General features: G+C 46.6%; 23 protein-coding genes. 9 read left to right on the top strand and 14 right to left on the bottom strand.

Going from position 1 to position 22624, the window contains the following annotated elements; genetic code table 11:
* The first annotated feature begins 247 nt into the window (after nt 1–247).
* The 4 genes from BWK47_RS09820 to alaS all read left to right on the top strand — a co-directional run bounded on the left by BWK47_RS09820 (nt 248) and on the right by alaS (nt 5103).
* Entirely contained in the window at nt 248–715 is a 468-nt protein-coding gene (locus BWK47_RS09820) for an AbrB family transcriptional regulator (RefSeq protein WP_010873149.1), read from the top strand.
* A gap of 187 nt (nt 716–902) precedes the next feature.
* Entirely contained in the window at nt 903–1748 is an 846-nt protein-coding gene (locus BWK47_RS09815) for a CPBP family intramembrane glutamic endopeptidase (RefSeq protein WP_162328499.1), read from the top strand.
* Between the two features lie 75 nt (nt 1749–1823).
* A complete protein-coding gene (locus BWK47_RS09810; protein WP_237269590.1) occupies nt 1824–2288 on the top strand; it encodes a hypothetical protein in 465 nt (154 codons plus the stop codon).
* 181 nt (nt 2289–2469) lie between these two features.
* Nucleotides 2470–5103, top strand: a complete 2634-nt coding sequence (alaS, locus tag BWK47_RS09805; RefSeq protein WP_162328497.1) for an alanine--tRNA ligase — start codon at nt 2470–2472, stop codon at nt 5101–5103.
* A gap of 19 nt (nt 5104–5122) precedes the next feature.
* Here alaS and BWK47_RS09800 read toward each other — a convergent pair whose 3' ends face one another.
* On the bottom strand, nt 5123–6052 hold the full coding sequence (locus BWK47_RS09800; RefSeq protein ID WP_010873145.1) for a LysR family transcriptional regulator: 930 nt from the start codon (nt 6050–6052) through the stop codon (nt 5123–5125).
* 275 nt (nt 6053–6327) lie between these two features.
* Nucleotides 6328–7530: a phosphoglycerate kinase gene (locus tag BWK47_RS09795; protein WP_162328496.1), complete on the bottom strand. Its 1203-nt coding sequence runs from the start codon at nt 7528–7530 to the stop codon at nt 6328–6330.
* 50 nt (nt 7531–7580) lie between these two features.
* Between BWK47_RS09795 and BWK47_RS09790 the strand changes: the two genes are divergently transcribed.
* Nucleotides 7581–8000, top strand: a complete 420-nt coding sequence (locus tag BWK47_RS09790; protein WP_162328495.1) for a DUF2358 domain-containing protein — start codon at nt 7581–7583, stop codon at nt 7998–8000.
* Between the two features lie 101 nt (nt 8001–8101).
* Here BWK47_RS09790 and BWK47_RS09785 read toward each other — a convergent pair whose 3' ends face one another.
* The 5 genes from BWK47_RS09785 to gcvP all read right to left on the bottom strand — a co-directional run bounded on the left by BWK47_RS09785 (nt 8102) and on the right by gcvP (nt 12521).
* On the bottom strand, nt 8102–8257 hold the full coding sequence (locus BWK47_RS09785) for a DUF433 domain-containing protein (RefSeq protein WP_237269589.1): 156 nt from the start codon (nt 8255–8257) through the stop codon (nt 8102–8104).
* Between the two features lie 26 nt (nt 8258–8283).
* Nucleotides 8284–8649, bottom strand: a complete 366-nt coding sequence (locus BWK47_RS09780; RefSeq protein ID WP_162328494.1) for an HNH endonuclease signature motif containing protein — start codon at nt 8647–8649, stop codon at nt 8284–8286.
* Nucleotides 8642–8977 carry a hypothetical protein gene (locus BWK47_RS09775; protein WP_237269588.1) on the bottom strand — a complete coding sequence of 112 codons (336 nt, stop codon included), beginning with the start codon at nt 8975–8977 and terminating at the stop codon, nt 8642–8644. Before BWK47_RS09775 ends, BWK47_RS09780 begins: the two co-directional genes overlap by 8 nt.
* Before the next feature lie 7 nt (nt 8978–8984).
* Nucleotides 8985–9464: a hypothetical protein gene (locus tag BWK47_RS09770; protein WP_162328493.1), complete on the bottom strand. Its 480-nt coding sequence runs from the start codon at nt 9462–9464 to the stop codon at nt 8985–8987.
* 105 nt (nt 9465–9569) lie between these two features.
* Complete coding sequence (gene gcvP / locus BWK47_RS09765) at nt 9570–12521, bottom strand: aminomethyl-transferring glycine dehydrogenase (RefSeq protein WP_162328492.1); 2952 nt, start codon at nt 12519–12521, stop codon at nt 9570–9572.
* Between the two features lie 179 nt (nt 12522–12700).
* On the opposite strand from gcvP, the gene tsaE reads away from it, so the two are divergent.
* Nucleotides 12701–13174, top strand: a complete 474-nt coding sequence (gene tsaE, locus BWK47_RS09760) for a tRNA (adenosine(37)-N6)-threonylcarbamoyltransferase complex ATPase subunit type 1 TsaE (RefSeq protein ID WP_162328491.1) — start codon at nt 12701–12703, stop codon at nt 13172–13174.
* Here tsaE and BWK47_RS09755 read toward each other — a convergent pair.
* Nucleotides 13167–13997, bottom strand: coding sequence for a sirohydrochlorin chelatase (locus tag BWK47_RS09755; RefSeq protein WP_237269587.1), 831 nt, complete (start codon nt 13995–13997; stop codon nt 13167–13169). The genes tsaE and BWK47_RS09755 overlap by 8 nt on opposite strands.
* Nucleotides 13998–14254: 257 nt before the next feature.
* Here BWK47_RS09755 and BWK47_RS09750 point away from each other — a divergent pair, with 257 nt between their 5' ends.
* Both BWK47_RS09750 and psbV read left to right on the top strand, forming a co-directional pair.
* Complete coding sequence (locus BWK47_RS09750; RefSeq protein ID WP_162328490.1) at nt 14255–14455, top strand: translation initiation factor IF-2; 201 nt, start codon at nt 14255–14257, stop codon at nt 14453–14455.
* A gap of 158 nt (nt 14456–14613) precedes the next feature.
* Nucleotides 14614–15096 (top strand): photosystem II cytochrome c-550, encoded by a 483-nt coding sequence (psbV, locus tag BWK47_RS09745; protein WP_162328489.1) that lies wholly within the window; start codon nt 14614–14616, stop codon nt 15094–15096.
* A gap of 76 nt (nt 15097–15172) precedes the next feature.
* Here psbV and BWK47_RS09740 read toward each other — a convergent pair whose 3' ends face one another.
* The 4 genes from BWK47_RS09740 to rpsP form a co-directional block, all read right to left on the bottom strand.
* Nucleotides 15173–15607: a DUF29 domain-containing protein gene (locus BWK47_RS09740; protein ID WP_162328488.1), complete on the bottom strand. Its 435-nt coding sequence runs from the start codon at nt 15605–15607 to the stop codon at nt 15173–15175.
* A gap of 163 nt (nt 15608–15770) precedes the next feature.
* On the bottom strand, nt 15771–17945 hold the full coding sequence (locus BWK47_RS09735) for a glutamine synthetase III family protein (RefSeq protein WP_162328487.1): 2175 nt from the start codon (nt 17943–17945) through the stop codon (nt 15771–15773).
* Between the two features lie 242 nt (nt 17946–18187).
* Nucleotides 18188–18544, bottom strand: coding sequence for a KH domain-containing protein (locus BWK47_RS09730; protein WP_010873132.1), 357 nt, complete (start codon nt 18542–18544; stop codon nt 18188–18190).
* Between the two features lie 40 nt (nt 18545–18584).
* Entirely contained in the window at nt 18585–18833 is a 249-nt protein-coding gene (gene rpsP / locus BWK47_RS09725; protein ID WP_010873131.1) for a 30S ribosomal protein S16, read from the bottom strand.
* Between the two features lie 289 nt (nt 18834–19122).
* Between rpsP and BWK47_RS09720 the strand changes: the two genes are divergently transcribed.
* Complete coding sequence (locus tag BWK47_RS09720; protein ID WP_162328486.1) at nt 19123–20469, top strand: hemolysin family protein; 1347 nt, start codon at nt 19123–19125, stop codon at nt 20467–20469.
* Here BWK47_RS09720 and BWK47_RS09715 read toward each other — a convergent pair.
* Both BWK47_RS09715 and BWK47_RS09710 read right to left on the bottom strand, forming a co-directional pair.
* Nucleotides 20466–21737, bottom strand: coding sequence for a Slr0286 family photosystem II assembly protein (locus tag BWK47_RS09715; protein ID WP_162328485.1), 1272 nt, complete (start codon nt 21735–21737; stop codon nt 20466–20468). The genes BWK47_RS09720 and BWK47_RS09715 overlap by 4 nt on opposite strands.
* On the bottom strand, nt 21730–22581 hold the full coding sequence (locus BWK47_RS09710; protein ID WP_237269586.1) for an SPL family radical SAM protein: 852 nt from the start codon (nt 22579–22581) through the stop codon (nt 21730–21732). The genes BWK47_RS09715 and BWK47_RS09710 overlap by 8 nt, the downstream gene beginning before the upstream one ends.
* Between the last annotated feature and the right edge of the window lie 43 nt (nt 22582–22624).

Below are 22624 nucleotides of genomic sequence, written 5' to 3'. Positions count from 1 at the left end.
TGACCCACTGCTCCGCTTAATTTTGGCGCTAATCTGGGCAAAAATTCGTTGGTTTTCGGAAAGTTTTCGGAAAGGTGAACCCGTAGCTAGCTTGTATTGCCCAAACCTAACTCATCATTGCTCCATGACGGGGAAAAATCTTTAGGACAAAACTCGCCAGAGGTCAAGGCTTGATTTTTTCAGAGGGAAAAATTCCTCGGCTAAATAATCAAAAAGTTGAAAAAAAAAGTTTTTCAGCTAAGGTTTGATGTTATATTTTATCTTATGTAGACTTTTGAAAAAAACAAGTCCCCGCAATCAAGCATCATTCAACGGAAAAAATAATCCTATGCCAAACGCCTCCACCGCACTAACCGGCAAAGCATTACTCAATAAAGTTAAAGAACTATCCCATCTGCCCCGTCGAGAAACGGCAAAAGCCTGTGGTTACTACTCTACTTCTAAGGAAGGACAAGTACGCGTAAATTTGACCGACTTCTATGACGCAGTGCTAGCGGCCAAAGGGGTTCCCCTCGATCCCTCTGGTACCAAAGATGGTCGGGGTCGTGAACCGACATTCCGTGTTAGTGTCCACAAAAATGGACAGATTGTTATCGGATCCACCTACACCCAAGAAATGGGTCTTAAGTCCGGTGATGAGTTCGAGATCAAGCTCGGTTACAAGCATATTCATCTGAAGCAAATTACCGATAGCGATGACGAAGAGGAAGTATAAATTTCTCGACTGCGGTTCCCTATGCAAGGGGGACTAAGTGCTTTTTCGCTGGGGGGGAGACCTGAAACAAAAAGGTTTCTCCCTTTTTTTATCAATTAGGGATGACGGCGGACGTACTGTCAAGCTGGGCCTTGCAAATTTTGCTTTTGTTTAAACGAAAATTGGCGATCGCCAGTGGGATAGGCCGATGGAAAATTTGATGGAGTTTTGGCAACCATGGCCGGGATTGTTAAAAATTATTGTTTTTCTTTTTAGTTGGCTAGTGCTGTGGTATCCCGTTGCCCTGGTGGTGGGTCGTAAATTGGCTTGGCAACCCTGGCAGGCTGTTACCCCGGAGCAAAAATTACCCTTGGTGTTATCGCTTTACTTGGTTTCCCCCCTACCCATCTGGGCGGTGACTTGGTTAGACCAACAATCCTTGGGGGATTACGGTTTAAGCGTCACCTCCGACCAATTACTTTCCCTGGCGATCGCCGTGGGGGTGGCGGTATTCGGTTTAGGCTTAACTTTGGCAATACAGGGCCAAATTGGTCTACTGCAATGGCATCGGGAAAAATGGTGGGATTTAGTCAAACTTTCCCCGCTTTTTCTCATACTGGCCCTGGTGATCGCCTTGGTGGAAGAGTTAATTTTTCGGGGTATTTTCCAAAATCAACTGCAACAGGATTTACCAGTTTGGGGGGCAGCCACCATCGTCAGCGCCATTTTTGCCATCCTTCATCTACTCTGGGAACGGCGTTTAACAGCTTACCAACTGCTGGGATTGTGGTTATTGGGCATGGTATTGCTGTGGGCCCGTTTAGTGGATGGCGGTAATCTCGCCCTAGCTTGGGGACTGCACGGGGGGTGGGTTTTTGCCCTGGCGGCCTGTGATGCCACTGGTTTAATTACCTATCCCGACACCGATGGCAATATTTGGGTGGGTAAGGCCAATCAACCTTTAGCCGGTTTAGCTGGCATTATTTGTTTGCTCCTCACTGCTTTGGCGATCGCCCTATTTCCCCATCTTTCTGCATTTTATCCAGGATTTTAACTCCCTAATTGAACCGAATGATTTTGCTATGATGGTTCCCCGTTGCCATCTTTTCTCTACTTTGTCCCTATGCCCATGTCCCCATCAGTAAGATTTACTGGCTTTCTTCCCCGCCGATTAATGGGCCTTAGTTGGGGCGTTATTTTGATGCTGGCATTGAACCAGGGCTTAATCAGTTGCGCAACTAGCAAAGCGGATCAATGCCGACAGCTAATTTTAATTACCAAACAAATGGCAGAGGAAGGGGCCAAATATCGAGATACCACCTCAACGGAAGAAGTGCTGAACATGGCCGATGCCTTCGATGCCACCGCCACAAAAATAGAACGACTCAACCTTGAAGATCCAGTGCTAGCTAACTATCAAGGGGAATTGGTCAGTATTTACCAGGGCAATGCGGAGGCCACCCGCACCATGGTCAAAGCCCTGGAAAGTAAGGATATTTTGACGGCCCAGCTTGCCCAAAAACAGGTCACTACCATTGGCCAACAGGAGCAACAGGTGATTACCAACATCAATGTCCATTGCCAACAGCCCTAGGCACATTAACTCCGAAGTTTTTTATCTGTGGTGTCACCACAGTGGGGAGATTTTGACCTCTCCATAGTTTAGTTTTAACTCCGGTTTAACCTCCGGTCAGAAAGGGCCAGGAACCAACCCCTAAAATGGGAAAATAGCCACAGTGTCCCAAAATTTCATCCGCAAAATCTTCAACTAGACCATGACCATCACCCCGCCCGTCCTCAGCGGCCCCGCTATTCGTGAGCAATTTTTGCGATTCTTTGCCGATCGCCAGCATCAAATTTTGCCCAGTGCGTCCCTAGTGCCGGAGGACCCCACCGTACTGTTAACCATTGCGGGGATGTTGCCGTTCAAACCAATTTTTTTAGGACAAAAGCCAGCGGAGTTTCCCCGGGCCACCACTTCCCAAAAATGTATCCGCACCAACGACATTGAAAACGTCGGCCGCACCGCCCGCCACCATACTTTCTTTGAAATGTTGGGCAACTTTAGCTTTGGGGATTATTTCAAATCTCAGGCGATCGCCTGGGCCTGGGAATTATCCACTGAAGTATTTCAATTACCAGCGGAACGGTTAGTGGTAAGTGTGTTTGAAGAAGATGACGAAGCCTTTGCCATTTGGCGCGATGAAATTGGTATTCCTGCCCACCGCATTCAACGGATGGGAGCGGACGATAACTTTTGGGTTTCTGGCCCCACTGGCCCCTGTGGCCCTTGCTCAGAAATTTACTACGATTTCCACCCGGAATTAGGGGATGAGAAATTAGATTTGGAAGATGATAGTCGGTTTATCGAGTTTTATAACTTGGTATTCATGCAGTACAACCGGGATAATGCCGGCAATTTAACGCCCCTGGAGAAGAAAAATATTGACACCGGCATGGGCTTGGAAAGGATGGCCCAAATTTTACAAAAAGTGCCTAACAATTACGAAACAGATTTAATTTTTCCCATTATTCAAACAGCGGCGAATATAGCAGGTATTGATTACGCCCAAGCCGATGAAAAAACCAAAGTTTCCCTGAAAGTAATTGGGGACCATGTCCGCTCCGTTGTCCACATGATTGCCGACGGTATTAGTGCTTCCAATTTAGGCCGGGGCTATGTGTTACGGCGGTTGATCCGTCGAGTCGTGCGCCATGGTCGCTTACTGGGCATTAACGGTGAATTCACCACTAAAGTAGCTGTCACCGCTGTTGAACTTGCCCAGCCAGTTTACCCTAACGTGTTAGAACGGCAAAGCTTGATTGAGCAGGAGTTACAGCGGGAAGAAGCGGCCTTTTTAAAAACCTTGGAACGGGGAGAAAAGTTGCTGGCGGATTTAATGGCCGACGGAGTGACGGAAATTGCTGGGGTAGATGCGTTTACTTTATACGATACCTTTGGTTTTCCGTTGGAATTGACCCAAGAAATTGCCGAAGAACAGGGCATTACTGTGGACGTGGAAGGGTTTGAAAAAGCTATGCAGGAACAGCAAGAACGTTCCAAAGCGGCCCACGAAACCATTGATTTAACTGTGCAGGAAAGTTTAGATAAATTGGCTAACCATGTCCATCCGACGGAATTTTTGGGTTACACCGATTTACAAAGTGCAGCGGTGGTTAAGGCAGTTTTAATTGGGGGGGAATTGGTAGAGCAGGCGGAAGTGGGGCAAACGGTGCAAATAGTTCTGGATCAAACTCCTTTTTACGGCGAATCCGGCGGTCAAATTGGGGATAAAGGTTTTCTCAACGGCGACAATTTGCTCATTCGCATTGAAGATGTGAAGCGGGAGTCGGGCATTTTTATCCACTTTGGTCGGGTAGAACGGGGTACAGTGCAAATTGGCACCACTATTACCGCTACTATTGACCGGGCTTGCCGCCGTCGGGCCCAGGCCAACCATACCGCCACCCATTTACTGCAATCGGCTTTAAAAAGAGTGGTGGACGAAGGCATTTCCCAAGCTGGTTCCCTGGTGGATTTCAACCGTTTACGGTTCGACTTCAACTCTCCCCGGGCGGTGACCATGGAGGAGCTACAACAAATTGAGGACTTGATCAATCAATGGATTGCCGAAGCCCATCAAACTGAGGTGGCAGTAATGCCGATCGCCGATGCGAAGGCCAAAGGGGCGATCGCCATGTTTGGGGAGAAGTACGGGACTGAAGTGCGGGTAATTGACGTGCCTGGGGTTTCTTTGGAACTCTGTGGCGGCACCCATGTGGCCAATACGGCGGAAATTGGTTTATTCAAAATCGTCGCAGAAACGGGCATTGCCGCCGGAGTCAGGCGCATTGAAGCCGTGGCAGGGCCGTCGGTGTTGGATTACCTCAATGTGCGGGAAGCGGTGGTCAAAGAGCTCGGCGATCGCCTAAAAGCTAAACCGGAGGAAATCCCCGACCGGGTCCACCAAATGCAACAGGAATTAAAAGCCAGCCAAAAGCAGTTGGAAGCCCTCAAACAAGAGTTGGCTCTACAAAAATCGGAACAGTTATTAACCCAAGCCCAAACTGTGGGTGAGTTTAAAATTCTGGTGGCGGATCTGGGTACTGTGGACGGGGAATCTCTCAAAACTGCGGCGGAACGGTTACAACAAAAATTGGGGGAAAGTGCAGTGGTGCTTGCTTCCATTCCAGAAGAGGGCAAAGTCAGTCTAGTGGCGGCCTTTAGTCCCCAATTGCTTAAAACCAAACAGCTTAAAGCTGGTCAATTCATTGGTGCCATTGCCAAAATTTGTGGCGGTGGCGGTGGCGGTCATCCTAATCTGGCCCAGGCCGGTGGACGGGATGCCAGTAAGTTGCCAGAAGCCCTGGCCACGGCGAAACAAACCTTGTTGGCTGAACTAGGTTAGGGGTTAGGTTTTAAACCCGTCATTTTACTGTCAAGGCTCCACAGCGGTAATGGTCTACTACTAAATTGAAAAATTCGGCCACGGGGGGTATTTGCAAACGATCCACCGTGGTCACCACCGATACTTGCCGTCGAAAATCCTGGCGATCGCCGGACTCTGGGCAAAATAAATAGCGCACGGAAAAGTTGGGATTATCAATCACCGGTGTAACCAAGGATTGGGGCATCAAGGCAATCATTTCGCTCCCCTGTACCACCCCATAAAAAGCTTCAGGAATATTTAGTTCCAAACTAACGTTGAGGGGGATTTCCCGGCGACTAAATTCATCTTCTACCAGTCGTCGCATCCGGTAACCATCTTTAAAAATAACCTGGGGATAGGGGCCTAAATTTTCCCAGGTGATAAATTTTTTTGTTGTCAGAGGATGATCGCTCGCCATCAAAATACAAATTTGCTCCTCATAGAGGGGTTTAATGGCCAACTCTTTGGTATTAGTTAAATTGCGATGGCTCATAATAATGGCCACATCCACCAAACCATCCTGTAAAACCTTCAAAGCCCGGTCACTCCCCAGGGCCGTCACCCGTAGTTGAATTTGGGGATGGCCCAGGCAAAATTTGGGCAATAAACTAGGCAAGGAAGAGACACAAACTGAGTGAATTGCTGCCACACATAATTCCGTTTGTTTGCCTTGAAAAAGACTACTAATTTCTTCGCTAGCTACATCCCATTCTTGACAAATTTTCCTTGCCCGCCGCAGAAATAATTCCCCTGCCACCGTTAATTTAGCCTGGGCTCCCCGATGAAATAATTGGCACTTGAGGGCAGATTCCAAACCTTGAATTTGCCTACTAATGGTGGATTGGGTGACTTCCGACTGTAATGCCGCCTGTTGAAAACTGCCTAGCTCTGCAACTTTTAAAAAAGCCTGTAACTGTTCTAGTCGCATAGGTTAGTTTTCGGGGAAAATTAGCGCAATAAACTACTTCTAGCTATAGCATTCTCCCTTGTCCAAAAATGTTATTGATGCACTTTTCTTGGGGCGATATAATGACTCATAAAAAATGGGAGGACAGATTTGCATCCATCTTCCCAATTAATTTCTGAGGAGTTTTTCAGTGCTCTAAAGTGAACAAAACCTATCTATCCAGGGAAAAGTTTTTTCTGTAATCCAACTTTGATACTGGCAAGAAAAATCTTTTTCCCGAATTGTTTAGGGAGATTTTAGCGATCATCTAAAGCGGCAATGCCGGGCAGAACTTTACCTTCTAGCAATTCCAGGCTAGCGCCCCCACCGGTGGAAATATGGCTCATTTTTTCGGCCACTCCCACTTTTTCCACTGCGGCGACAGAATCTCCGCCACCGATGATGGTGACGGTGCCACTGGCGGTCAATTCAGCCAAGCTGCGGGCGATCGCCTCGGTACCAACGGCAAATTTGTCAAATTCAAATACCCCCATGGGGCCGTTCCAGATCACAGTGCCACAACCAGCGAGGGCATCCTGGAAGGTTTTGACGGAGTCGGGACCAATGTCTAGACCCATCCAACCATCGGGAATGGCATCGACACCAACGGTTTGGGCATTGGCATCGGGGGCAAAGTTGTCGGCCACTACTACGTCCGTGGGCAGGAGAAATTCCACGCCTTTTTCTTTGGCTTTAGCCATGAGGGATTTGGCCAAGTCCAATTTGTCTTCTTCCACCAGGGATTTGCCGGTGTTTAAACCTTGGGCTTTGTAGAAGGTGAAAATCATGCCGCCGCCGATGATCAACTTATCGCACTTGTCCAATAGGGTTTCGATCACACCGATTTTACTGGACACTTTGGAACCTCCCACGATCGCCACGAGGGGACGTTTGGGGGCTTCGATGGCTCCTTGGAGGAACTGTAATTCCTTTTCGATTAGGTAACCAGCAACGTTGGGACTGAGGAAATGGGTGACCCCTTCGGTGGAAGCGTGGGCCCGGTGGGCAGTACCAAAGGCATCGTTAACGTAGAGGTCGGCGTTGGCCGCTAAAGCTTTGGCAAATTCGGCATCGTTACCTTCTTCCCCGGCATGGAAACGGAGATTTTCCAACAGGGCCACACCACCATTGGGTAGGCTAGCAATTTTGGCTGTAACTTCAGCACCAATGCAATCGTCGCATTTAACCACCGGCTGGCCCAATAATTCCGCTAGGCGATCGCCAACAGGTGTGAGGCGCATGCTGTCCACTACTTTGCCCTTGGGACGGCCAAAATGACTGCCCAAAATAACTTTGGCGCCTTTGCTCAACAGGTCTTTGATGGTGGGTAAGGCTGCCCGAATCCTGGTGTCGTCGGTGATGCTGCCGTTATCTAGGGGCACATTAAAATCTACCCGGACAAAAACCCGTTTCCCTGCGAGGTCTGCCTCCGTTAAATTGGCGATCGATTGCTTAGACAAAACCTTTTCCTCCTAAATGTCAAATAAACTTAACAAAATTAAACCAGTCAATGTTACCGCCGACAATGGAAAGCCCCAAAATGACCTCCGATGATCGCATTCTGACCATTCTGCAACAGGACTACGCCAATTTTCCCTGGCACCAAACCTTTAGCATCTATGACCCAAACGTTTATTTTCAAGATCCTTTAAGCCAATTTCAGGGTTTGGCTCGATACGAAAAGATGATCCAATTCCTGGGTCGTTGGTTTCAGGCGATCGACCTACAACTCCACGACATCGCCCAGGTAGACCAAGAAATTGCCACCCGTTGGACCTTGAATTGGACTTCTCCCCTGCCCTGGAAACCAAGAATTGCCATCAGCGGCCGCAGTGAATTAACCCTAAATGAAGCTGGGTTAGTCATTTCCCACATCGATTATTGGGACTGTTCCCCCTGGGATGTGGTGAAACAGCATTTTTCACAATAGGTTTTTATCTTCATTCGAGTACAGATTAGCTTCTAATTAGCTGCGGCTCCAACAATTAATTTAGGATCAATACCGAATCAGAATTGTGCGAGAAATTTTCATCAAACAGCAATTTCATCAGGAACAACCATGAGGCGACGATAACGATCAGCAGCAAAGGCAAAACAAGCCTGGATATCTTCTGGAGTGAGATCAGGGAAATCATCCAAAACCTCTTCAATAGTAATTCCGCCTCCAAGGTAATGTAAAGGTTTCACAAAAAATAAAATAGTAGTTTAATAATCTATCTCCTTCCTTTTCTTCTATTGCAGGGAGGACAAAGCAATCTTAAGTTTTTTATATTAACAGATAATTCGGGATGAGTTGCAATAGGTTTTATGTGATCTATTTCAAGATATTCCGGGCTTTGAGCGACAAAAGCACAACCAAAGCAAGCACATTTTCCTTGCTGTTTTTCATATTGATTTTGTTTCCATTTTTTTCCTTCTATTGAGTCTCGCCAACGATTAAATACATTTCGAGGAGTATAATAACCCCTTATATTTTCCTCCCTTCGCTGAAGCTTTTCTAGATCATGGCAAAATTTTCGGCGAGCTAGCTTGTATTTTTCATACAATTTTTGGAAGTCATTATCTAAATCTTCATTCATATCGTCCTTTAATTTCTAATGAACGCCTTTCTAACTTAGCTAGCTTACGACTTACTTCTAAGGTTGTAGTTAATGCTTGCTGTGCTAGTTGTTGTAATTCAGATGTGTTTTCCTGAGTAAAACTAATAGGTATGATATTGTCAAGAGTGGGGATCAATATATCTATTACTTTTTTCAAACTTGTTCTTGTTCTTTTCTGAATCCTCTTATTTTCAAGTAAGGTATTAATCGATAAAATTACCTCTTGAATATTGTAATTTTTACCTCTTTTTGTTTTTGAAATCGGCTTAAGTTCTTTAGTTATCCGCTGAGCTTGATAACTTGTCAATCCAAGTTCAAGCAACTGTTTGCGAGTTATCAGTTCCAATTTTTGCCTCCTCATAAGCATCAATCATAGCTTCAATCCACGGTTCCGGTTTTAGACCGAATCTTTTCGCCGTGCTATAAACCTTTATCAAAAGCTCCATTAATGCACTGTGTTGCTCGTGGAAGCTTTTTTTAAAATCAGCAATTTCTTGGGCATGATTCTGTTCGATTTCTTTGATTTTATTTTTCTTTTTTGTTACTTCACCTTGTTGTGCAGCTTGTTTCCTTTGCCTATCCAGCAAAACCTCACCTGCAAAATCTGCTAGTACGAGCGAAAGAACAGCTATATCTCGGTCTGTTACATCCTCAATACCGTACTCATGTTTGTAATAATCGAGGGTGGATTCAAGGTCGGAGAAGTTAACATTTAAAGCTTGATAAGCCCTTTCCGCATCAGCCTTTGTCCACCCCAAGCCTTGAGCGAAGGTAAGAGCCTCTTTCTTCGTCATACTCAAAATCAGAATTTCTTACTACAATTTCTCAGTCTAGCATTTTAGAGATCGCCTCATTAATCCTTCACAAGTGACGATCTCTCTAGGATAAAGCTACCTGGGCTATCCCTCCTTATAAGCCTCCATACCCTCACAGGAGCAAACTAAATGGCGATCGCCGTAAGTATTATTAATGCGGCCAACGGCGGGCCAAAATTTAAACTGCTTAGTCCAAGGAGCAGGATAGGCGGCTTCTTCCCGGCTGTAGGGATGGTTCCACTCACCACAGATAAGGGATTGGGCCGTGTGGGGAGCATTTTTCAACGGGTTATCAGCGGGATCAATTTCTCCATGGGCGATCGCCTGAGCTTCTTGGTAAATGGCAATCATGGCATCACAAAAACGGTCTAACTCCCCTAGGGATTCACTCTCCGTCGGCTCCACCATCATGGTACCCAGCACCGGCCAGGACACCGTGGGGGCATGGAAACCAAAATCCATGAGGCGTTTGGCCACATCTTCCACTTCGATCGCCGCTTGTTTTTTCAGGGGGCGCAAATCGAGAATGCATTCATGGGCCACTAACCCATTATTGCCCTTGAATAAGATGGGGTAATAATTTTCCAACCGCTTTGCCATGTAATTGGCACTGAGAATAGCCACCTCCGTCGCCTTGGTTAAACCCTGGGGGCCCATCATGGCAATGTACATCCAGGAAATGACCAAAATGCTGGCACTGCCGTAGGGAGCAGCGGAAATCATGCCAATGGACTGGTCTTCTGCCTGGGGTTCAGCAGACCAATTTAAACTAGTCCGGGGTAAAAATGCTTGCAAATGGGATTTAACTCCAATGGGGCCCATACCGGGGCCGCCACCGCCGTGGGGAATACAAAAAGTCTTGTGTAAATTGAGATGGCACACATCCGCTCCAAAGTCAGCCGGACGACACAATCCCACCTGGGCATTCATATTGGCCCCGTCCATATAAACTTGGCCGCCAAAACGATGCACAATGTCGCAAATAGCCCCGATGGTGGCTTCAAATACCCCATGGGTAGAAGGATAGGTCACCATTAACGCCGCCAGGCGATCGCCATACTTTTCTGCTTTACCGGTCAAATCTTCCACATCGATGTTGCCTTCCCCGTCGCACTTAACCGGGACCACCTGCATGCCACACATCACCGCACTGGCTGGATTGGTGCCGTGGGCCGATTCAGGGATTAAACAAATATTGCGTTGTTCCTCACTCCGACTGAGGTGATATTGACGGATCACCTGCAAACCCGCATATTCTCCTTGGGAACCAGCATTAGGTTGCAAAGAAATGGCATCAAAACCGGTGATTTCCCCCAACCAGGCTTCCAATTGGGCAAATAAAATCTGATAACCTTCCGTTTGACCAGCGGGGGCAAAGGGGTGAATTTTGCCAAATTCAGGCCAAGTAACCGGCATCATTTCCGCTGTGGCGTTGAGTTTCATCGTGCAGGAACCCAACGGAATCATGGAAGTGTTTAGGGCTAAATCTTTGCTTTCTAATTGATGCAAATAACGCAGTAACTCGGTTTCGGAATGGTACTGATTAAAAACTGCATCCTGTAGGTATGGACTCTGACGGGTTAAATCGGCGGGAAAGCTCGTTTTAACTTCCGACCAAAGTTCCTCCGGTGTAAAGGGTAAATTATCCTTACCAGCAAAAACTTGCCACAGGTCGAGCAGATCCTGCACCATCACTGTTTCGTCCAAACTAATGCCCACTTCCCCCGGGGCCAGGGACCGCAAATTAATCCCCCGCCCTTCCGCCGCTTTGACAATGGCTGGAGCACTCTGTTCCCCTACCCCCACCCGCAGGGTATCGAAAAAGTAATCATTATTGAGACTGTAATTTAACCGCTTTAAGCCGATCGCCAATAGGACCGTCAACTGGTGAATTCTCAGGGCAATATTTTTTAGCCCCGTGGAACCGTGGTACACCCCATACATAGAAGCCATCACTGCCAAGAGAACCTGGGCAGTACAGATATTACTAGTGGCCTTGTCCCGACGGATGTGTTGTTCCCTGGTTTGCAGCGCTAAACGGAGAGCGGGATTACCATGGGTATCCTTGGAAACCCCCACAATGCGCCCCGGCATTTTCCGCTGATATTCCGCTTTAGTAGCAAAGTAGGCGGCGTGGGGCCCACCGTAACCCAAGGGAATGCCAAACCTCTGGGTACTACCCACCGCAATGTCAGCCCCCAATTCACCAGGGGGAGTCAACAAAGTCAAACTGAGGGGGTCGGCAGCCAGGGTAACCAAAGCTTGGTGTTGATGGGCCTGGTTAATGAAACTACGGTAGTCATAGACAGCACCATCGGTGGCAGGGTATTGGAGTAAAGCACCAAAAATGGGCGTAGAAAAGGAAAAAGTATGATGGTCGCCCACAATTACTTCAATGCCGAGGGGATTGGCCCGGGTTTTAATCACCTCAATGGTTTGGGGATGACAATCCTGGGCAACGAAAAAAGCATCGGCTTTACTTTTGCTGACCCCATAACTCAGGGCCATGGCTTCGGCGGCGGCGGTCCCCTCATCTAACAAAGAAGCATTGGCAATTTCCAGCCCGGTTAAATCCATCACCATGGTTTGAAAATTCAACAGCGCTTCCAACCGACCCTGGGCAATTTCTGCTTGGTAGGGGGTATAGGCCGTGTACCAACCGGGGTTTTCTAAAATGTTCCGTTGGATAACCGGCGGGGTGATGGTGTCGTAGTACCCCATGCCAATATAGGAGCGAAAAACTTGATTTTTGGAGGCAATGGATTTCAGTTGAGCGATCGCCCCATACTCACTTTGGGAAGCTGGTAGTTTCAAAGACCGGGGAAAGCGAATGGCCGGAGGCACCGCTTGGTCAATCAAATCCCCCAAAGTATCAAAACCCAGTGTCTGGAGCATTTGCCGCTGTTCCGTCTCTCCGGGGCCCAAGTGACGATCCAAAAAACTATCCGCCGGAGCTAACTTTTCCTCTAGTTTGGTTAGGTCAACGGTGATCGCCTCGGAGGTAGGGACAACAACGGCGGGCTCTAGGTTGGGCATAATGGCGGAGTAGGGAAAGGATGAACGCCTGGACTGGGTCTGTCAAAAAATGTTACAGATTGGCTCTAATTAGATACAAAGCTTAACAAATTTTGGTAGGACTAGGGGTCAGCATTTGCAAGGCGGCCCCATCCCCATAAAACTCGTCCAAATATTTTTAAAACGTTTCCCATTTGCCGATGAATGAAAACTCCATGGAATTTTTTCTCCCTGACCTAAATGCTACCGATCAATGGGGACAAAAATTGGCCCAACAGTTACCGCTGGGCACCATTATTTTGTTGCAGGGGGATTTGGGAGCGGGGAAAACTAGCTTAGTCCAGGGCCTTGGCCGGGGGTTGGGCATTACGGGGGAAATTGTCAGTCCCACTTTCACCATTGTTAATGAGTATCGGGAAGGTAAGATGCCCCTTTACCATCTGGATTTGTATAGACTTAATACCCTTGAAGTCGAGTATTTATACCCGGAACAATATTGGCAAGGGGAAGATTTTCCCTTGGGCATTACCGCAGTCGAGTGGCCGGAAAGATTACCCCAACTACCAAGTCAGTATTTACAAATTCAACTGTGCCACCAAGGGGAAGGACGAAGCATCGCCCTGACGGCCCAGGACTGGGCTACGGATTTAAAGGAGTTATTGCCTTCTAGTTAAAACGCTGTAGTTCCGTGGCAATTAACTGGGCCAGTAATGGTTGGGGCCCTAGGGGTTCCCCCAATTGCAGGCGGAGCTGGCCATGGACCAATTGGAGTTGTTCCCGCTCTTGTCTGATCAGGTCTGTCAATCCTCCGGCAAATAGAAAGTAAGGCAAAATCACCACTTCCCCCGGTGTCTTAATTTCCCCCAAGACGGTGTCCAAACTAATGCCCCCTTTCCAGTAGGCCGCCCTAGCCCCTAATTTTTCCGCCACCGTGGTGATCGCCAAATTACCACCGGCCCGTTTACTACCGTGGGCCAAGAGGATTCTCTCCGCCTGGGGTTGGTTTTGGTACTGCAGGAAAGACTTTTCTAGTAAAGCTGGCAGCCAGGGATAAACCCCCAAAATGGGCAAACAGTGAATGGAGATGCTATTACCCAACTCCGCTTTGGCCTGGGCAATGGCCTGGGGCAAGTCTTCACAGGTATGTACCCCCATAAGTAGGAACAGGGGCAGAATGACAATCCGTTTGACTCCCTGGGGAATCAGGTTTTCGGCTAAGTTTACCAACTGTTGATGGAGAGGTAACGCCTGGGCCTCTAAGCTGGCACTAAACACCGGCGGTTCCAGTTGCTTCCCCTGATTTACCTCCGTTAATAATCCTCCGGAATAATACGGCCGCCAAGTTTCCGCCCCATTGCGCTTAGCTAACCCTTTCTTACTTTCCAGGGGGCGGGGTCTGGGTAAAAATTGACCCGCTAGGTAAGTCAGGCGATCGAGGGCGATCTGGGGACGGGGATCACGGCTACCGTGGGCAACCAACAGATAGGCAGTGGACAAGGTTGATTAGGGGTGATGGGAAGTTGGGCTTAATATATCTTAATCAACACATCCCTACCCTGGGGTGACGATTTTAACCAAATTCAGAGCTTTCAACGGCTCAAAGCCCCCAAATGCGGCGGGATCTTTTCCAGCAATGGCATAGGGCACAGCATATCTCGGTTAGATCCCCGGCGGCAGGCTGTGGCAAAGGGAACCGAGAATGGCATGATAGTTATACCGCTCAATCTTTCGGTAAACCATAGCAATTAAATTTTATGGGGTTTGCGGATCTGTCGATTCAGTCCATTGCCACAGAGTACGATCTGACTGTGCAGTCGGTTTTCGACCTGTGCGACCAACTCGGCATAGCCTACAAAAACCAGGATACTAACCTTGCCCTAGAGGACGCTAAAGCGGTGATTACGCAAATTCTACACCGCCAGAAATCTTCTTCTGAGTTAGGGGACCTCTCCTGACATTGTCGGCTGGTTGCTATGGCCCCTGTTCCCATACTGACCGAGCAAAAACCCTCGATTTTCTTGGCATACTTGATTAAAACCCTATTTTTAAAAAGATTGAGAATTGACCGATTCCCTTTCTCACCCCTTATACCAACAGTTTGAGGAGAACCTTTGTGAAACGCTTTTTTCTGGTGGCGATCGCCTCTGTCCTATTTTTCTTTAACACCATGGCCGGCCGTGCCAATGCGGTGGAGTTGACCGAAAGCACCCGCACCATTACCCTCGATGAGGCCGGTGGCACCACAACCTTAACCGCCCGCCAGTTCACCAACGGCCAAAAGATTTTTGTGGACACCTGCACCCAATGTCACCTCCAGGGTAAAACCAAAACTAATAATAACGTTAGTTTAGGCTTGGCAGACTTGGCTGGTGCCGAGCCCCGTCGGGACAACGTCCTGGCCTTGGTGGAATTTCTCAAGAATCCCAAGAGTTATGACGGTGAAGATGACTATTCGGAATTACATCCCAATATTTCCCGTCCCGACATCTACCCAGAAATGAGAAACTACACCGAAGACGACATCTTTGATGTGGCTGGTTACACCCTCATTGCTCCCAAATTGGATGAACGTTGGGGTGGCACCATTTACTTCTAGAAAAATACAGAAGTAAACCATCGAACTCCGTAAAAACTAGCAAGATCTCCCCTCGATTCTGAGTTGGAGGTCTTTTTTATTGCCAAAAAGTAACCGTTAATAATTGATCCAAGCTTTCACCAAATGGATTGATTGTGGGCAGTGGAGTAGTCGGATAAATGTCTTGGATATCAGAGCGTGCCTCTTGCCAGATTTCTGGAATTAGGGCCTCGCCGTAATTTTTTAAACTAGGGGAATCTCGTAATAATCGTCGAATTTGCTTTCGTTGTTCTTTAATAGTAATTTCCCAGCCGCGATTATCATAAGCGCTATTGATATAGCCTCTTTTTAACAGATGCTCCAGGAGAACTTCAAGACGATTTTCTAGCTCATGTTTTTCACCGCGACCCAAGGCACTTATTTCCTCCTGAATATTTTGCCAGTCAATGGATTCCAAGTCATTTTGTTGAATATATTGTGCCTGTTCTTCTGTCCACCGCACAAAATCCGTTTCGTAAAGTTGGTTTTTCATGGGTTTTAATCAAATCTATTGACCAATTTTAAAGGTATATCTAAAAAATCAGCAATTTCCCGATCATTAATCCCCCCAAACTTCCAAAAGCTTGAGGGGACTTTAAGCTGGTTTACCCCAGCATTGGGAGATGGTTTTACCCATCCCCCTGGGGTGATATGCACTATTTGATAAACAACATTTCCTGGTAGGTAGGCAGGGGCCAGAAACTATCGGCAATTTCCCCTTCCAGGGCATCGGCAAAAGTCCGTACTTCATCCATCAGGGGACGGAGAGTTTGGGCGCAATACTGCAACTTCTCTTCGGTGTTGGCAAAGTCGTGTTTAGCCATAGCTTCACTTAGTTTGGCGACAGCACCGACCATTTGGTTGGTCAAATCAGCGATCTTTTTAGCACTTTCCTTTTCAAAATCAATGCCTAAACCGCTGAGGCTGGCAATGGTGGAGGAAAGTTTGGACAGGTATTCCACTGCCGCTGGGTAAATGACCGTTTTGGCCATGCTAATCACCAGTTTGGCTTCCACTTCAATAGAGAGAATGTACTGCTCAGCGTAGACTTCAAAGCGGCTTTCCAATTCCACAGGAGTCAATACACCAGTTTTTTCAAATAAGTCTTCAATATACTTCTCCTTCAGCACCGGCAACGCATCGGCGGTAGTACGCAAGTTGGCCAAACCCCGTTCTTCCACTGCCATTTTATGCCATTCTTCGGAATAGCCATTGCCACCAAAAATTACCTGGCCGTGGTTTTCCATAATTTCCTTCAGCACCGTCAAAATGGCAGTGTCCAAGTCCAATCCCTTGGCCAACTCCGCCTCCAGGCGATCGCCAATCCAGTTAAGGGAGTCAGCCAGCATGGTGTTCAGCACAATTAGCGGGCCAGAAACCGACTGACTGGAGCCCACTGCTCGGAATTCAAAACGGTTACCAGTGAAGGCAAAGGGAGAAGTACGGTTTCGATCGCCAGCGTCCTTGGTTAAATCTGGAAGTACATCAACGCCCAGATCCATCACACCTTTTTTCTTGGAATCCTTCACACTGCCGGTTTTGATCTGTTCAAACACCTCTTCTAATTGGGTGCCCAGATAAACGGACATAATGGCCGGGGGAGCTTCGTTGGCCCCCAAACGGTGGTCATTACTAGCCGTGGCGATCGCCGCCCGCATCAGAGGGCCGTATTTGTGCACCCCCCGAATCACTGCACCGCAAAAAACGAGGAATTGGGCATTATCGTGGGGAGAATCGCCGGGATCAAGCAAATTACCCTGGGTGGAGTTACCCACTGACCAGTTAACGTGCTTACCGGAACCGTTGATGCCCGCAAAAGGCTTTTCATGGAGTAGACAGACAAAGCCATGTTTTTTGGCCGTATTTTTCAGTACCGTCATTAACAATTGTTGGTGGTCACTGGCCACGTTAGCCGCTTCAAAAAAGGGCGCAATTTCGAACTGGCCGGGAGCCACTTCATTATGGCGAGTTTTAGCTGGAATACCTAACTTATAAAGGGTCTCCTCCACGTCCTGCATGAACACCTGCACCCGTTCAGGAATGGCGCCAAAATAATGGTCATCGAATTCCTGACCCTTAGCCGGGAGCTTGCCAAACAAAGTCCGTCCGGCGAGGAGTAGGTCCGGCCGTTGGCTAGCAAAATTGGCATCCACCAAAAAATATTCCTGCTCCGCCCCACAACTAGAATTAACGTGGGCAATGTCTTCGTTACCCAACAAACTGAGCACCTTGCGGGCCGCCTTATCCATGGCCGCAATGGACCGCAATAGGGGCACTTTTTTATCCAACGCTTCCCCTGTCCAGGAAACAAACACCGTCGGAATACATAGGGTGGAACCATTATCCGTTTCCATAATGTAGGCAGGACTGGTTACGTCCCATCCTGTGTAGCCCCTAGCCTCAAAGGTATCCCGAATACCACCGTTGGGAAAAGAAGAGCCGTCCGGTTCCCCTTGTACTAGAACTTTGCCGGAAAACTCTGAAATGACATTGCCATCCCCCTGTACAGAAATAAAGCCATCGTGCTTTTCCGCCGAGAGGTTGGTCATAGGATAGAAAACGTGGGCATAGTACATTGCCCCTTTCCCCATGGCCCAGTCCCGCATAGCAGTGGCCACTGCATCAGCAACGGAAGGGTCCAATTTTTCGCCAGTGGTAATAGTATTTTTAATTGATTTGAAAACGCCTTTAGGAAGACTGGCCTGCATTTTGCTCAAATTAAAAACGTTCTCAGCCCACATATCTTCAAGGCGGGATAACTTCTTGCCAGAAGATAGAGGTCGATTGATGATTTGGTGAACTGATTGGGTGCGGGCGGCGTTTCCAGTCATGGACTAAATCTCTATTTCAGAATTTACAAACCCCCCAATCATACGCAAGATGATTTTTTAAAATAGACAATATAGATACAAAAACAACGACCCATTTCTTTGCCTCTCAAGGGGAAGCGTAAATGGGTCGACATCGTTGGATCACAATATGAAGAAATATTACAAAAAGATATTACTACCCCATTACCCAGGGATAAATTAGAGAACTTTCCAAGTTATGTTGTCTGAGAAAACCGTTGCCCCTAGTAGCGATTAACGGACTCTCCCCGACTGCGGGAACGACGGACAGGGGCAGGGCCAGCAGAGGAGCGACGGCGGCGTAGGGGGGTCGATTTCCCAACGGAATCGGTGAGGTATATCTCTAGGAAGGCTGACTGTTCCATCTGGTCAGCGGCGGTGGTAAGTAAGGTGCGAATGGTTTGCAAACTCCTCCCTCCCCGGCTAAGGAGCCTTTCCCGGTCTTCGTCCCCTAGGGCTAACCGAATCCAAACCCGGCTATTTTGTCGAAACACCTCACAGTCCACCTTCAGATCATCGGGCTTTTCCAAAAAGGGACGGACAAGAAACTTGACCAATTCAACGTAGTTTAGGGTAGTCACAGGGGGCAGACGTTGGTAAACACCACGGAAAAAACCGGCACTAAGCTTTTAGCTGTTCAAAAACCTGGGCTTTGGTCAAAATGGAGCGGACGGTGTCGGTGGGTTGGGCACCTTCTTTTAATCTTTTGACGATCGCCGGCACATCAAGGCGAGTTTCATCGGTGCGGGGATTATAGAAGCCTAATTCTTCCAAGGGGCGACCATCCCGGCGGGTGGTGCTGTGCATGGCAACGATCCGATAGCTAACTTCACGTTTCTTACCAAAGCGTTTTAGACGGAGTTTAATCATACTAAATAAAAATAGACTGGGAAAAATTTCGCGTTTATCATTCTAACCTATTTTTTGGGGCCAGGATTTTTAGGGTCGTAAATTTTCAGGGGCCCAGCTCAATCGCCGCAGATGGCCATGGCACCAGGGCTTTCCCAATGGGGTCAAGGATTCCGAGCCCTCCCTCGGGCACAAACTGACTCAGGAGCACAGACAGTCGGGATGTTTTCTTCTATGATTGATGTTTGTCGTCAGCCACTCCCCACTAAATTTATCCCCGGCCTACCGGATTTCTATCCCTAAAAATTGAATGTTTTCCTCTTCTGTTGAGCTGGAACTTTTTCTCATCTTCGTTTTGGTGGTGTTAAATGGAGTTTTTTCTGGCTCGGAAATTGCCATAGTCTCAGCTCGTAAAGTTCGTTTGGAACAGTTGGCAAAGCGGGGTAATCGCAAAGCAAAGCTGGCACTGAAGCTGGCCACAGCCCCCAATAATTTTTTGTCGGCGGTGCAGATTGGCATTACTCTAATTGGCATTTTGACTGGTGCAGTGGGGGGAGCAACGGTGGCCCTGCGTCTGGCGGAGTTTTTGGACGATATTCCCCTCTTAGCCCCCTATGCCGGCCCCCTGAGCATTTCCCTGTTGGTGGGGTTCATTACCTATTTATCCCTGGTGGTGGGGGAGTTGGTGCCCAAGCGCATTGCCCTCAGCCATCCGGAACACATTGCCTGTGGGGTGGCCCCGGCGATGCATTTAGTAGCCCAGTTGACAGCGCCCCTAGTTTATCTTTTGGGGGTCTCCACCGATGCAGTGCTAAGGCTATTTGGTATTACCAGTAAGGAAGCTAGCCCGATTACCGAAGAAGAAATCCGGGTCATGATCGAGCAGGGGGCCCAGGCCGGCATGATTGATGAGGCAGAACAGGAAATGGTGGAACGGGTTTTTCGCTTGGGGGACCGCCCCGTTAAAACTTTGATGACTCCCCGCACGGCGATCGCCTGGTTGGATGTGGAGTCGGACTGGGAAGAAAACCAACAGGAAATTCTGGACACACCCTATTCCCGTTTTCCCGTGGGTAGGGATAGTCTGGACGAGTGCCTAGGTTTTGTCCGGGTCAAGGATATTCTCAATAGCCAGTGGTCAGGACAAAAAATCAACCTGGAGGAAATTGTTCAGCCACCCCTATTTGTGGCGGAAAATACCCGCTCTCTCCATGTGTTGGAAATGTTTCGGGCTTCCGGTACCCACTTGGCCCTAATTACGGACGAATATGGTGGTATTGAAGGCCTAGTCACCCTCAACGATCTCATCGAGGCGATCGTGGGAAGTATCCCAAATGACGACGAAATTCAAGAGCCCCAAATCATTCAACGGGAAGACGGTTCCTACCTGCTCGATGGCTTACTGCCCATTGATGAATTTAAGGAAATTTTTGATATCGAAACCCTCTCCAACGAAGAGGAAGGCCACTACCATACCCTCGGCGGCTTTGTGATCGAAAGCTTGGGCAAAATTCCTCAATCCGGTGATTATTTTGTTTCCGATACTCTCCGAGTAGAAGTGGTGGATATGGACGGTATCCGCATTGATAAAGTATTAGTCAATCAACTGCCGGAGGATTCTTCTACAACGGAGGAAGAGTCTGAAACAGATAATTAAACTTGTTTCTCTGCATAGATAACAAAGTCATCAACAATATATTTATCCATGGAAGAATAACCGAAGTACTTTTCTTGCAGTTTGGAAATTTGGGGACGCTCCGGCAGATCCCCTTGGATAAATTGCTTGAAGTCTTCCTTGTTATTGGTTCTTTTGCCAGTTGAAGTAAAATACTTATAAAGGATCAATCGCAAACCGAGGCAATCTAAAAATGATTTGATTAAATCTCTCTCCTTCGCTAAATTTTCATCAGGATAAGTGTCAAATATCTTATAAAATTTATTGCCTTGGATAACCAATAGAACTTTTCCATCCGGTTCTAAACATTGCTTAAAAATTGATCGATAAATATCCAAAGATTTACTTCTATCTTCCCCTTGGTAGAAAAAACAATGGGCGATAATAATCAAATTAAAAAATTCCTTCGGTAGTTTATGGCTATAATTGTCATAGTCAAAAATATTGACTGTATTGAATTGATAAAAAATGTTGGGTGGGAATTTAAGTTCGTTAATGTACTGTCGCCAAAATTGTAGGCCTCGATATTGTAAATTGCGTTCCTTTTCCAGAGAATAATAAGAGCAATTAAAATCACTAATTTCTTGATGTTGAGCCAAAGATTCTAGAAATAAAGACAAACCAAACAGCATTGTAGCTGGGCCAGCGGCAATATCAAGAATCTTAATCTTTTTAGGAAGCTCTCCAACTTGATAAATAAAAAAATAGGCGAGATAGCTACAATAAACATTGTCCAAGAAATATTTTATTAAGTACACATGGGGGCTAAAGTTTTTATCGTAGGTCGGATCTAAACCCTTTTTTAAGCCCATCAAATCACGATGAGCTTCATCTATTCTTTTCTTTATTTGATCATCGCTTAGGTCATTAGTGGTAATGATTTTTTGTAAGAAATTCACTAACTCGGTTTCTAGTTTTGCAAAAATTAATTTTTCAATGCCAGTGCATTCTATTTTGTGGTCATCGTGGCTAACTAAGCGAAAACTGGTATTAATTTGTGCGGTTAATTGCTTTTGAACTGGGAATTTTAAAACTAGTAAATCAGAAGCATTTGAAGATAATTTATCTTTACTTTCTTTCAGCTTTTTCTGATTGCGTTGATTTTCCAGAAAAACTTTTTCCAGTAAACTAAGTCTATATCCTTGTTTTTTTCTAGTTAAGATTAAATGTTCAGCTAACTTAGTATTTCCCCTGGAAATTTCTGACTTAATAATTTGTAATTGCCATATTCCTTTGATAAATTTAATCATAACCAAAACCTTCCCTGCCTTCAAAAATTTCTACACCATAGTATTGATTAAGTAATTCTAGTTTTTTGAGTAGATTATGATAATTTTTATCTTCATTCACATACCACCATTGATATTTTTCTTTTAATTCTATGGCTTTGGCTGGAGTGGAAGCTTTTAGAGATTGATTTTTACTGCTGTGAAATGGCTGTATAACTATTCTGTCAACTGTGACTAATTGTTCAATAAATTGGGGTAAATCTTCATCATAAGAAGGTAAGAGGGGGGTCATGGTAATGGCAAATTTAATTTGATAACTGTCATTAGAAATAAGTTGATGCCTGAGTTTTTCCACTGTTTGTAAGCGAGCTTTAACACTGGGAGAGCGACTTTCAAAATCTTTTCTCACCTTTTCGCTAGCGGTGGGAATACTAATATTAATTCTCAGCTTGTGAAATTGACCTAAAAGATCAATATCTCTCACAACCATGGGACTACGGGTTTGCAAGACTAGTATGGGTTGATATTTAACTAATACTTCGAGAATTTTTCTTGTTATTTGTACTTCTTTTTCAATTGGTTGATAGGGATCGGTCACACTGCTCATATAGATCCGAATCGGACGGTCATATTTTTTACTAATTCTCTCTAGTTCACTCACCAATAATTCTGCTGAATTTTCTTTTACCATTACCCAATCTCCCCAATTAGCCCTTAGTTGAGAGTTGGGACTAAAGGCCGAAGCATAACAATAGTCACAACCGAACTGACAACCACGATAGGGATTGAGGGTGAAATCGTAATCCTGAATAAAACCAGTAGCTTTATTGAGGATAGATTTAGCTTGGTTAATGGTAACTTGCAAAATTTTTCCCCCAAACAATTTTTAATTTTTGCAAGAACAGATG

Origin of the sequence: Synechocystis sp. CACIAM 05 (assembly GCF_010222815.1) — a bacterium.
Lineage (GTDB): Bacteria > Cyanobacteriota > Cyanobacteriia > Cyanobacteriales > Microcystaceae > Synechocystis.
Note: the sequence above shows the minus strand (reverse complement) of the source record. Positions and strands in the feature narration are given on the sequence as shown.